The following is a 13,074-nucleotide window of genomic DNA, read 5'->3' on the forward strand; positions in this document are numbered from 1 at the left end:
AGGCAACACGCTAAACCAAAAGGTAAGAAGAGAATACATGCCACAGATTAATTGCAAGGTTGCAAGCATTACGCCTTTAACCGATGTAGTACAAAAAGTTGAGCTAGCGTTACCAGAAGCAGTAGCGTTTAAAGCAGGTCAGTACGCCATGGTAGTGATGGGCGAAAAAGATATGCGCCCGTTTTCTATCGCTAACCCGGCCTACGACAATAACAGAGTAGAACTTCACATTGGCGCAGAGCCAGGTAACAGCTACGCGGGTGAAGTGTTAGCGCGCATGCAGCAAGACGGAGAAATAACGCTAAGCCTTGGACACGGCGATGCATTCTTGCAAAGCAACGGTTTACCCATGGTACTTATTGCTGGCGGCACAGGGTTTTCCTACACCTACTCTATTTTAAAAGAGCACTTACAAAGCGGCGATAAAACACCATTAACGCTGTATTGGGGTGGTAAGCACGCCGACGACCTGTACTTGGCCGATGAGCTTAGCGCGCTAGCTGATGCAAACGACCATTTTACCTTTGTGCCTGTGGTTGAGTTTGCGAGTGACGACTGGACGGGAAGAACGGGTTGGGTACACCATGCAGCAATGGCTGATCATGCCGACTTCGGCGAGGTTCAGGTATATGTTGCTGGCCGCTTTGAAATGGCCAAAGTCGTTCGCGATGACTTCACGCAGCGCGGCTTAAAGGCAGAAAACTTGTATGGTGATGCGTTCGCCTTTATTTAAGACCTGCTACTTCTTTTAGTGTTTTGAAAGCCGACTGATTACTGTCGGCTTTTTTATTCCTTCAAATTCGATAACTAACTGCTGTACACGTTTACTCCAATTGTTCCTTTCTAACGTATCCGCTATGGTTGAGTAACTCTGTCACCTAGTGTTCAGTTAAAAGCACCCTTGGAGAAAAGAATGATAAAAAATATTCCTACAACATTTAAAAGCGTGGGTCTGTCTGCGCTTTCATTAGCATTTCCTATGGCAATTGTGAGTGCCGCTACCATTGGTAATGCCCACGCTGCAGATACCAAGCAAAAGGCAGCTCTGTATGATATTGCCGCATCTATTTCACCAGAGAGAATAGAAGACGATATCACTACGCTGGTTAATTTTGGTACCCGCCACACCCTATCTGAGACTGAGTCTGATACCAGAGGAATTGGCGCGGCAAGGCGCTGGATTAAATCTGAGTTTGAGGAAATTTCTGCTCAGTGCGGCGGCTGCTTAGAAGTATACTTTCAGTCTGAAACCATTAGTGGTGAAAAGCGTATTCCTAACCCTACTGAGGTAGTCAGTGTTATCGCTATTCAGCGAGGCGCTACCGACCCTGGGCGCTATGTGATCATGTCTGGCGACATTGATTCTCGCGTGTCTGATGTTATGGATTTTACGTCTGACTCACCTGGGGCTAACGATAATGCATCGGGTGTAGCCGGTACGCTGGAAGCTGCACGAGTACTGTCTAAGTACGAGTTTAACGGCACCATTGTCTATGCCGCGCTGGCAGGTGAAGAACAAGGCCTTTTTGGCGGCCGCATAATGGCGAACCAAGCTAAGAAAGATGGCTGGCGCATTAAAGCGGTATTGAATAATGATATGATTGGCAATATTGAAGGGGTAAATGGGGTTATCAACAACACCACAGCCCGTATTTTTGCTGAGGGTACACGAGTTACTGAAACCGAAGCAGAAGCAAGACGTCGCCGCTTTACCGGTGGTGAAGTAGACTCGCCAAGCCGTAACTTGGCTCGCTACATAGATAAAGTCGCCGACCAGTATATTGAAAACCTCGATACCATGGTGGTATATCGTTTAGACAGGTTCGGTCGAGGCGGTCATCACCGTCCGTTTAACGACCTTGGCTATCCGGGCATTCGCATTATGGAAACCAACGAAAACTACACGCGTCAGCATCAAGACTTGCGTGAAGAAGGTGGCATTAAGTACGGCGATACCCTCGATGGCGTAAATTTTGAGTACGCGGCCAAGTTAACTGGCTTAAACGCCGTAACCTTAGCTTCTATGGCATGGGCACCAAACCCACCTGCAAATGTATCAATTAAAGGCGCAGTTCAACCTTCAACAACATTAATGTGGGATGCATTAGACGAAGCACAAAACCCTCAGTTAAAAGGGTATAAAGTGTATTGGCGTCATACTGACGCGCCGCAGTGGGAATACAGCAAATTTGTCGGCGATGTTACTGAGGCCACCCTTGAGAATGTAGTGATTGATAATTACTTCTTTGGCGTTGCCAGTGTAAACAACGATGGCGTTGAAAGCGTGGTCGTTTACCCAGGACCAGCGGGTAGCTTTGGTGAGTAAAAAGGGTGAATAAACTGCTCGTATGACGCTGTGAATAAGCTGGTCAAATAGCAACACAAGTAAAATAACAAAGCGCTGCGACTGTAATGAAGAGGCTTCAAATACACCTGTATTTGAAGCACCCTTCAACAACGTGCAGCGCTTTTTTTTAAACATAGCTTTTAAGTCAGCTTTTAAAAAGCCTTTAAAACCGCCGCTTCGTGTACGCAGTGTAAATTGTCGTTAATATGGCCGCGGTGGATTAAACTTTATATCTACCCTAGAGTGTATAAAGAGGCACAATTCGCAGTATATTAGTTAAAGGGGAAAAATAACTTGCTCACAAAGCGTGTTAGTCGTTTTACGTTTACCTCCACACTTGCATGCATCTTTTGCATGTCGGCCCTCTCTCACGCAAATGCCCAATTAGCTGACGAGCCAAACGAAAAGCTAAATAAAGTCACTCTTGCCGCTGCCCCTTTCGAGACTTACGTCAATGACGACGGTGAGCCTGCGAGAGTGAATGACCTGGTATCCACCGCGCTAGCGCAAAGTGGCACCGATGCTAATTTAAAAGTCATGCGTCAGGCTTTTTTGGGAAGCGCTGTTCGAGCAGGAAGGGTAGATGGTGAATATGCTTTTGTAGATATGGGCCAACAAATAGAAGGCGTAATAACATCGAACGTGTTTTTACCCCTATATCTTTATGCCGCCAGTAAAGAAGCCGACGTAGAGCAAATTAAAATTTTTCAGCATTTGAAAAGCAGCCGCGTGGCGATAGAAAATAGATTTGCTAACACTCCGAACTTCAGATTGGTTAAAGACATAAAATGGTCGCGCAACCCAACCACCTTTGACGCATTTCGCCAACTTGCCGACGACAGAGCGCCCTATTTAATTACATCTGAATTGCTTATTAGAGAGTTTAATACCCTACTTGCCAACGATAGAGAAGAAACTCTGCACTATTCTGCAAAGCCTTTGATGAAAAGTGGGTTTCAGCTAGCGATACGCGACGACGTGCCAAATGCGCAGAGGATTATTAACAACTTCAACACTGCTGTATCTGCCATGCAACTAAACGGGCAGTACAATAAGCTTCTTCAAATAGATTGGTTGCGTAAAGACATAAACCAAGACGGTATTGCCGATTACATTGGGCATTCTGATATTACCCGCGCTTCTAGCTTACTTAAAACCGCCTATAACCTGGATTCAACACCGGTTTCTGACGATAGTGTATTTGTGATAGACGGCACCGTTTTTACCTCTAAAGCCGAGGCATTTAATGCCTTGCCGAGTATTGAAGAAAACACTAGTGAAAAAAATAGTATTGAAGCAGAAAAGCGCGATGCAATGAACAAGCGAATGTCCTTACTTGATGCGACTACCTACGAGACGCTATTAAGGCGCTGGTAGGTTGTTTGCCCTCTAGCTTTTTTCTTTCTGGATTTGTTGATCGCTTTAGGAATTGCCATCGCAATAGCTTTTTTAGCGCCGCAGCTTTATAAGTCACGGCAATCTTTGATAGCTATTAAGCGGGGCTGTCTCTTACAGCTGATAACCGCGACAGGCCTCTAGCGGGCACTTATTAGCGGCTATCAATTGCGACAGGCACTTATTAGATATTCTAGCTAGCGCTCAAATACAGGCGCCGCTAATAATACAAAACAAGCGCCTCAAGCGTTATGACAACACCCTTGGCGCCAGCACCCTTTTTGCCTGCAATAGGGTTTCCCTACATATACATTTCTAAGATGGTGAGCAGCTCTTCGCCGTCGACGGGCTTAGACACGTAGTTATTGAACCCCGCTTTAAGTGCTTTTACTCGGTCAGAAGTATACGCATACGCTGTTAGCGCCACCGCACTAAGTGACGATATCTGCGCAAACTCACTAGAGCGAATTTTCAGCACCAGTCCCAGCCCGTCGAGTTCTGGCATGCCAATGTCAGATAACACCAGGTCAAACGCCTCTGGCATTTCGTTAATCTCTTTCCACGCAAGTAGGCCGTTTTTCACCACGTTAACTCGCGCCCCGTTCGACTCTAAAAAGAGTTTGATAAAGTCTCTGGCATCTTTTTCATCTTCAGCAACTAAAATCCGCAAACCGTTTAGTCGAAGCGAAGGAGACAAGTCGCTTATTTCGGTGTTTTTCACCTCAATAATCTCATCGAATACATTTAGCGGTGCTATGGGTAGCGATACAAAAAAGGTAGTGCCAGTATCAAGGCCATCGCTTTCTGCGTAAATTTCCCCGCCGTGCATTTCAACAAGGCTCTTCACAATAGAAAGACCTAGTCCAAGCCCATTCTTATTGTGCTCGTTTTTACCCTGATAGAAGCGCTCAAATACGTGAGAGATTTGCTCACGGGTCATGCCCTTTCCGTTGTCTTTCACTTTGAAAAGATAATTTGAATGCTCCCGTCTACCCTTAATATGAACCGTACCGCCTTTTGAAGTAAATTTGAGGGCATTGCTCAACAGGTTATTAATAACCTGTTTAATCCGTAAATTATCACCCAGTATTTGCGTATATTCATCATCACAATTGATAGACAGCTGAATATTCTTGCCTGCGAATCCGGCTTCAAACGACTTAGCTACTTCTGAAATAGAGTGAGTTATTTTTAACGAGTGAGTCGATAGCTTCATTGTGCCCGATATGATTCGCGACAAGTCTAGAATATCGTTAATCAATGCCGCTTGCGTAGAGGCAGCTCGCTTAATAACACCTAAGGCATCTTTCATCCTATCGACGTTTTCCACGTCCATCAGCGCCAGATCGGTCCAGCCTACAATCGAATTAAGTGGCGAGCGCAGCTCATGAGAAATACTGGCTAAAAACTGGTCCTTCGCCTTATCAAGCTCTTCAAGCTTGTTAATTTGCTTATCAAGTGAGGATTTTAAACTCAACGCGTAAGGAATAAATAAATGGTCGAACCCTTCAATAATCAACTTATCGTCTTCGGTCCAATCCACCGATTCATCTGCCACACTTTGTAAGTAAAGCTCAAAAGAATTGCGAGGTGTTAGCGATTTAAGCTTATCCTGTTTAGCGGCATCACGACCTGCCCAGCGAATGGTTTTATCTCGCTGCTCTCTAAACCATACCGTGTAATAGCCTAGCTTTGCAGACACGCATGATATGTACATACCACGAATGCCGTTGAGGTTGCACGAATCTGTCACCTGTTCCGCTAGTCTGTTTAACGTAACGGACTGCTCAGAGTTTGGCGTGGCAAATTTCTCTAGTAGTTTCATTACTGTCGATTCTGAGGGGGTTTTGCCCACAAAATAATTACTCGATGGTGTTATCACCGCCATGCCGCAAGAATCCGCCACCTCCAGTAATTCTTTTTCTTTTTCTCTTATCGCATCAAGGGGGTTTGAATAAGACGTTAGCTGGTGAACAATGTTATTCAATGAGCGCTGACGATTCTGGAAATGCTCCTTTTTTTCATGAAGCGTTTTTGTGTGTAGCTGCCATGCATAAAGGTGCCCGAGTGATTCACACACCAAACGCTTTTTCTGATCGACATAGATAGGTTGCTTACTATGACAGGCTATTAAGCCCCAAAGCTTGCCTTCAAATACAAGAGAGACAGAAAACGAAGAACGAACTCCCATATTCTTAAGATAGGTAATATGAGTAGGAGAAACTGATCGCACCATAGACATAGAAAGGTCGAGCGGCGGACGCTCAGACTCTTCAATACGAGGCAACAATGGAATGGCGGCTTCGTTAACATCAAACACGCAGCGCACGCGATTCAATAAATAAAGCTCTCTTGCCTGCTGTGGAATATCTGAAGCTGGAAATTTGAGCCCCTTGAACGATTTATTCTCAGATTGAGTGGCCTCACCGATGACTTCACCGCAATAGTCATCGTCGAATTGATAAACCATAACAGCATCAAACCTCACATAGTCTTGAAAATATCGTGCTATGCTATCTGCCACATCGCCTATGGAATCGCGATCATCTACATTGGGCAATAACGCCCGTAAGTCGATATCCATGGGTACCCACTGCTGCGCTGCTTCATAGCTTAACTGTGGCGTGGGTTCTAATTCAATGACCAAAAAACCGTTAGATTCATAAGCAACCCCACTGCCTTCTTTTTCCCAGTCTTCTAGCCATAGGGCGTTTTCTGCAAAGTTCCACTGATAAGCGTGACGTACTTTGCCACCTTTTACCGCTTCAAAGATGGTTCTAAAGGTATGGGCTTCTGGATTTGGAATGGTAAAAAGCTCAGTAATAAGCGTTTTACCTGGCACAATGTCTACTTTAAAAAGCTCGCCAATGTTACTACTTACAACTTGAATGGTTTTATCTGCCGGATTAAGGGCTATCACGTAACCGAAACTTTGAACACTTTCAATAAGGTGAATGGGTTCGTCTGCACAATTCTCGTTTAATTGTGGCGAAGCTTGACTCATAGTGGAAACCTTATGTTTACTACGCCACTATCTAGCAAGAAATGAGGCGTCATTCAGACGCAACAACATGAAAGCACCTGAAAAATATTTAATCAAACATGGTAAAGGTTCTACCGCCAATAATCACTTTTTTGCTTAGTTTTTAATAAAAAAAACCACTGAAGTACTAAAAACGTGGATGAACTGACTTTTCAGCAAGGCTGTAAGTTAAATTCTAGACCGTTTTAAGAATATGCAAGCAGTAGTGCTTACAAGGCATAAGCCCGTTGTTATAAGAACGAACGTATGTGCAGGAAGCATTGAAAACGTGCTACCTAAATAAGCAACTAAATAAGCGCCCGCGGCAGCGCCGGATAAATGAAAAAAGCCCACTAGTGCGGCCAAAAAGCCTGCTGATTTTGCTGAAAAGCTCAGCATAATAGTGACACTGCACGGCATAGCAATACCAATAAAAAAGAAAATGACATAGCTGTAGGCGAGCATCATAACTAATCCGTTAAGATTTAGCAGAAATGTGAGCGCACTAATGAGTACTGACAAACTCAGTACGGCAACACTCGAAAGCCTAAACTTTAGTAAGCTAGACAATTTAGAAAGCCGAATATTGAGTATGCTACCTGCAACAAAGGCGAGAGTTGCGAGCAGTGAATAAATAGAGAAAAGCGTTTTGCTCAGCCCATGCTGCTCCATAATCATCGACGGTGCGATAGTGATGAAACAAAACACAATGCCATAGAGTAATCCGCTTGCTACGCCCATCAAGATAATCGGCGCGCCACTCTTTTTAATCAACCTGAAGGTTTCACCTAAAACGTTAGGTGAAACTGCTGGACTGTGACGGGAAATAGTCTCAGATGCGATTAAAAGCAGTAATAAGGCTGCACCCCCTATTGTTAAAACGAAATAGAAAATAGCAGACACGCCTAGTTGCTCTCCAATTACAGTACCTAGTAACGGAGCAATCGCAGGCGCAATGGCAAAGGCTATGTTGGTAATAGAGAGTGATGCACTAAGTTGCTTTTCATTAAATATTTGCCTTGATAAGCCCCGTGACACCGACACTCCAACGCCTCCGCCAAGCCCTTGCACAATTCGACCTAAAAGAAAGCCGCTGTCTGAATTAGCCAATGCAACCAAAAGAGTGCCGCACATAAACACTAAAATTCCACATAACAGAAAAAGGCGTTTATTTATGTAATCGCAGAGAATACCAGACAGTAACTGTGAACCTGAAAAAGCAATAAGAAAGATAGCCACACTCTTTTCAATAAGACTAACGTTACTGTTGTAGGTATGGGCTAGATCGTGAAAGAAAGGAGTATAGATGCTAGTGGAAACCTGCCCCAGTACAGACAGTAATGTAAACGTACTTATTACCAAGTAAAAGTGGTACCGGGAAAGAGTCGATGTCATGTAGGGATACCAAAAAGCGCTGAAACGTCCTTAGTAATAGCTTACCTCTCCCGTATGACAATTTAACTATCACTCCTGTGCCATTGAGTTCTTAGGCGTAGTGCAGGGAAGCGGCGTATTTATGAAACCATATTAATGTCAAAAAAGATTGATCTGCATCAAATAGAATATTAAACTTTCAGTAATTTCTGAAACTTCAATAGGCACACAAAATGAAGATGACACCTTTGATCACATCAGCAGTCATGCACTTTGGTGAAATGGGAAGTCGATGGGGCTTTAACAGAACAGTAGGACAGATTTTGGCTCTTATTGTGTTAAACGAAGAACCCATTTCAGCACAGGAAATTGCCGATGCGCTGAATATCTCCCGCGGTAATACCAGCATGGGGTTGAAGGAACTTCAGTCGTGGAGACTCGTCAAACAGCATTTAGTACCCGGCGAACGCAAAGAGTTTTTTATTCCTGCAGGCGATATTTGGACGTTGGCCAATCGAGTTTTTGAAGAACGAAGAAAACGCGAAATAGATCCAACTCTAAGCCTACTGCGAGACCTACTGCTCGATGAGCCTGCAAATGGCACCGAAGCTGGTGCACAAAATAAGCTTAATGAAATACACGATTTATTGGAATCAATTACGGCTTGGTCTGAAGAGCTTCAAAACCTTGGACCAGAAAAACTTAATACGCTGATGAAACTCGGTTCTGGCGTAGGCCGTATGCTAGACCTTAAGGATAAGATTTTACCAGGTAAAAATAGCGTTAATTAAGGAGACGTTCTGTGGATGCATTCTTGTTGTCTCGATTACAGTTTGCTTTAAATATCAGTTTTCACATTCTATTTCCCACCATTACGATGGCGATGGGATGGTTTCTTTTCTACTTTAAAATGCGCTCAAACATATCCGGTCACCCTGTATGGATGCGTATGTACCGATTTTGGGTACGGGTATTCGCGCTAAGCTTCGCCCTAGGTGTAGTGAGCGGTGTCACCATGTCTTTTCAGTTTGGTACAAACTGGCCTGGCTTTATGGAAAAAGTGGGTAATGTAGCCGGCCCATTATTGGGCTATGAGGTGCTGACCGCCTTTTTCTTAGAAGCCACGTTCTTAGGTATTATGCTATTTGGTATTCGCCGAGTGCCTAATTGGCTGCATACCACTTCCACACTGATTGTCGCCCTTGGCACCACAACGTCTGCGTTTTGGATTTTAGCGCTAAATAGCTGGATGCAAACCCCACAGGGGTTTGAGGTAGTTGACGGTGTGGTTTACGCCACCAATTGGAAAGAAATAATATTCAATCCGTCGTTCCCTTATCGCTTTGTTCACATGATGTTGGCATCGGGGTTAACAGCAAGCTTTTTAATCGCCGGCCTATCCGCTTACAGAATGCTAAAAGGTGACGATAAACTTGCGCCCAAGCTTGCCCTTAAAACGGCGACTTACACTGCGGCCGTGCTGATACCGCTACAGATTTTTGCAGGCGACATGCATGGGCTTAACACCCTCGAGCATCAGCCGCAGAAAGTAGCCGCTATGGAAGGACTGTGGGAAACCACTGAGGGCGCGCCGCTGCTTTTGTTTGCCATACCGGATGAAGAAGGCAGAGAAAACTATTTCGAAATTCCCATTCCCTATGCAGCCAGCTTAATTCTTACCCACGAATTAAAAGGTGAGATAAAAGGCCTCAATGAGTTTGAGGGAGAGCACCCTCCAGTAGCGCCTGTATTTTATGGCTTTAGGGTAATGGTAGGCATGGGCATGTTAATGCTTGCAGTGTCATGGTTAGGCAGTATTTACTTAATGCGAAACCGTTCATTTCCTGTGTGGTTAAAGCGTACTTTTGCTGGTATGGCGTTCAGCGGTTGGGTAGCAACCCTTGCAGGCTGGTATGTTACCGAGATAGGCAGACAGCCTTACCTTGTTAGCGGTGTATTAAAAACGACTGACGCAGTAACACAACTACCGCCAAGTAATATCGCGATATCGTTTGCTCTGTACGCTGTTATCTACAGCGGGCTACTTATCGCCTACATCGGCACCCTAATGCTGATGTGTCGCCGAGCAGTTGAGATTGAAGAAATCACTACTGAGGAACGCGAGATCGCAAAAGCGAAAATGAGCCCCAACAACAACCCAGTCACGGTGTAAGGAGTCACTATGTTTGAACATGTTTCACCTGAAATGCTCGGTAATATCTATGTGGGTTTATTGGGCTTATCGGTTTTACTTTATGCTATTTTGGACGGCTACGACTTGGGAGTGGGTGTGCTTATACCACCTCGTACCGAAGCCTTTAGAGACGATATGATAGCCTCTATTGGCCCATACTGGGATGCCAATGAAACCTGGTTAGTGTTAGCAGTAGGATTGTTACTTATTGCCTTCCCTGAAGCGCACAGCGAAGTACTGCAAACCCTGTATCTTCCGGCAACTTTTATGCTGCTAGGGCTTATTTTACGGGGCGTTGCCTTTGACTTCCGCGCAAAGGTAGTACAGGTGAATAAGCGTAAGTGGGACTTAGTGTTTAAGTATGGCTCTTTGCTTACCACTCTTTTCCAAGGCTACATGCTAGGTATCTATGTTACTGGGCTTCGTACCGACCTTTGGGCACAAGGGTTTGCCGTATTAGCAGCACTTGGTGTAACAGCGGCATATGCGTTTATTGGCTCGTGCTGGCTTATCTTAAAAACGGAAGGTGAACTGCAGCAGAAGGCATATTACTGGGCAAAACGAGGGTTAGGAATATTAGCGCTGGGGATTGTGTCGGTGAGTATTGCCAATCTATCTCTGCATGAAGAGGTACGCGACTTATGGCTATCGGCGCCGTGGGGGTTCATGCTATTTGCCATTCCGGTTACCTGCTTTGCGCTGTTAACACTGTGCGGAGTGCTGCTTAAAAAGCTTCCCCGTAGTGATGGCAAAGGAGAATGGCTACCGTTCTTCATCGCATTGTTAGTCTTTCTACTGTGCTTTACCGCGTTTGCCATAAGTTATTACCCATACATTATTCCAGGGCAAATGATGATATCTGACGCGCTAAGTGATGCCAGTTCACTCCGATTTTTATTAGTTGGCGTGGTGGTAGTAGTACCAGTTATCTTGGCTTACACCGTGATGGTATACAAAATTTTCTCAGGAAAGTCAGAGAAGCTGTCTTACTACTAACTAGAGCGTGCGCTGACATAATCAGGCATTAAAGGGAAGAGAAGTAGAGCAAGCTTACAAGCTTAATCTTCAACTTCGTCAAAGCGATACTAAGGGTCTATTTAATAGGCCCCTTTGCGCTTTTGTTATACATGTTTTTGTTTTATATGCCTAAGCGCTAAGTGTCTGTTGCATGGAAGACTTCATCACACTATAAATGTGTGAGGGGAACCGCAGTGGTATATTTAATTTGCTCCATGGCAAAACTTGAGGTGACGTCTGAAAAGGCGATTCCGCTTACCAGTCGTTTATAGAAGTGATCGAAACAGGCCATGTCGGTTACTAGCACTTTTAATAAATAGTCATATTCTCCCGACATTCGATAGCACTCCACTACTTCGTCAAAAGAGGATGCGTGCTGCGAGAAGGTCGACAACCACTTTCCATCGTGATTACCCGCTTTAACCTGTACAAACACGGTCATCGTGAGGCCCAGTGTTTGCGCCTGTAATAGCGCTACACGGCGAGAAATAATACCGCTAGCTTCTAACTTTTGTATTCTTCGCCAGCAAGGGGTAGAGGTTAGCCCCACTTGTTCGGCTATTTGTGCAACAGGCGTTTCTGCATCTCGCTGTAAAATACTCAAGATAGTGCGATCGACTGCATCAATATTGGTATTTTTCATACTTTATATGTTTTCATTTCGTTGCTTCTCTATTTACGCCTTTAAAAGTACGATTAAAAGCTTGGCTTTATTTCGGCTTCAATCTCGGCTCTAATCTCGGCTTTAACTTAAGTGATAAGCTAAGCGTAGCGTTAGGCCGTAGGCCACTGCAATGCTAATTACAGCCACCACGGCTGAGCAAAATTAATATTCTCCTCAGCTAATTCATATTGATACGGCGGGGTAAAAGGCGTCCAAAAACCGTCGGCAAGCCCCTTATCGAGGATGGTAAATTTACCCGATTGCTCATAGTTTTTTAGCACTTTGTAATAGGCACCAACGGGTAACTGAGGGTTAGACTGGCGAAACACAACCTTGCCGCCATAGGTATTATACATATGCTTTTCCACTAGAAAAATCATAACTTGGCGCTTTGCAACATCGTCGCTAATGCCATCTTCGCTGGCGCTAGTCGCAAATTTGACTTTAAATTTTTCAACCAAAGCGGGATCTATAACAAGATTATTGCTTACGAAGTAGTCATCGAGCACGCTTTCAATAATAAGCTCTGACAGCTTTGTTAAACTGGCAAGCGCCATCATGGCGTTTTGCTCGTCGCTACTGTTCGCTTGAGAAGCCATCTCAGCTAATACCTTGTCATCTGGAGTAATGTCTTTGGCGGTAATGGCTTTATCGAATATCGTGGCTACAGCAGCCGCCTGCTCTTCGTCATTTGATTCGGTTGCTTGTTCAGCAAGTGCCGCCGGCAAAGACATATTTGTATTAGTTGCTTGTGTATCAGGTGCTTGAGCAGCATTTGCACTGCCTAAAACCAACCCCAGATTCACTAAAATACCTACCACCATACTTTTTCCTCTACCTCTTTTTACACTTATCAGATTGGAGATTGAGAAAAACTGCAAGCTAACTAAACGAATAATCATAGTGAATATCCTAATAACCGAATGTGAAAAGATGCTCAAAGAATAAGGCTTTTGTCGGTGTGTTTATATCCTAGAATTAACCAGCAAAACAAAACCAGCATCAAAAGCTATCGCAGAACCTGAAACCCAAAGCGCGCTCTTAAAATATGAGCAAACTAA

The 13,074-nt window shown here is 44.4% G+C and carries 10 protein-coding genes; 6 read left to right on the forward strand and 4 right to left on the reverse strand.

Annotated elements, in window-relative coordinates; genetic code table 11:
* Positions 1 to 37: 37 nt before the first annotated feature.
* The 3 genes from fre (at position 38) to O9X84_RS12185 (ending at position 3,724) form a co-directional block, all read left to right on the forward strand.
* Entirely contained in the window at positions 38 to 733 is a 696-nt protein-coding gene (gene fre / locus O9X84_RS12175) for an NAD(P)H-flavin reductase (protein WP_269520042.1), read from the forward strand.
* Between the two features lie 246 nt (positions 734 to 979).
* A complete protein-coding gene (locus O9X84_RS12180) occupies positions 980 to 2,326 on the forward strand; it encodes a M28 family metallopeptidase (protein ID WP_269520112.1) in 1,347 nt (448 codons plus the stop codon).
* Between the two features lie 375 nt (positions 2,327 to 2,701).
* Complete coding sequence (locus O9X84_RS12185) at positions 2,702 to 3,724, forward strand: hypothetical protein (RefSeq protein WP_269520043.1); 1,023 nt, start codon at positions 2,702 to 2,704, stop codon at positions 3,722 to 3,724.
* A 319-nt stretch (positions 3,725 to 4,043) separates the two neighbouring features.
* Here O9X84_RS12185 and O9X84_RS12190 read toward each other — a convergent pair whose 3' ends face one another.
* Both O9X84_RS12190 and O9X84_RS12195 read right to left on the reverse strand, forming a co-directional pair.
* On the reverse strand, positions 4,044 to 6,746 hold the full coding sequence (locus O9X84_RS12190) for an ATP-binding protein (protein ID WP_269520044.1): 2,703 nt from the start codon (positions 6,744 to 6,746) through the stop codon (positions 4,044 to 4,046).
* 207 nt (positions 6,747 to 6,953) lie between these two features.
* A complete protein-coding gene (locus O9X84_RS12195; protein WP_269520046.1) occupies positions 6,954 to 8,159 on the reverse strand; it encodes an MFS transporter in 1,206 nt (401 codons plus the stop codon).
* A gap of 212 nt (positions 8,160 to 8,371) precedes the next feature.
* Between O9X84_RS12195 and O9X84_RS12200 the strand changes: the two genes are divergently transcribed.
* The 3 genes from O9X84_RS12200 to O9X84_RS12210 are packed head-to-tail and all read left to right on the forward strand — an operon-like array spanning position 8,372 to position 11,328.
* Positions 8,372 to 8,929, forward strand: a complete 558-nt coding sequence (locus tag O9X84_RS12200) for a GbsR/MarR family transcriptional regulator (protein WP_032094910.1) — start codon at positions 8,372 to 8,374, stop codon at positions 8,927 to 8,929.
* Positions 8,930 to 8,940: 11 nt separating this feature from the next.
* Positions 8,941 to 10,311 (forward strand): cytochrome ubiquinol oxidase subunit I, encoded by a 1,371-nt coding sequence (locus tag O9X84_RS12205; protein ID WP_269520047.1) that lies wholly within the window; start codon positions 8,941 to 8,943, stop codon positions 10,309 to 10,311.
* A 9-nt stretch (positions 10,312 to 10,320) separates the two neighbouring features.
* Positions 10,321 to 11,328 carry a cytochrome d ubiquinol oxidase subunit II gene (locus O9X84_RS12210; RefSeq protein WP_269520048.1) on the forward strand — a complete coding sequence of 336 codons (1,008 nt, stop codon included), beginning with the start codon at positions 10,321 to 10,323 and terminating at the stop codon, positions 11,326 to 11,328.
* Positions 11,329 to 11,518: 190 nt separating this feature from the next.
* Here O9X84_RS12210 and O9X84_RS12215 read toward each other — a convergent pair whose 3' ends face one another.
* Entirely contained in the window at positions 11,519 to 11,992 is a 474-nt protein-coding gene (locus O9X84_RS12215) for an Lrp/AsnC family transcriptional regulator (RefSeq protein ID WP_269520050.1), read from the reverse strand.
* Positions 11,993 to 12,150: 158 nt separating this feature from the next.
* Positions 12,151 to 12,915, reverse strand: coding sequence for a hypothetical protein (locus tag O9X84_RS12220; RefSeq protein ID WP_269520051.1), 765 nt, complete (start codon positions 12,913 to 12,915; stop codon positions 12,151 to 12,153).
* Positions 12,916 to 13,074 lie beyond the last annotated feature (159 nt).

The organism is Alteromonas sp. BMJM2 (genome assembly GCF_027257845.1).
Taxonomy (GTDB): Bacteria; Pseudomonadota; Gammaproteobacteria; order Enterobacterales; family Alteromonadaceae; genus Alteromonas.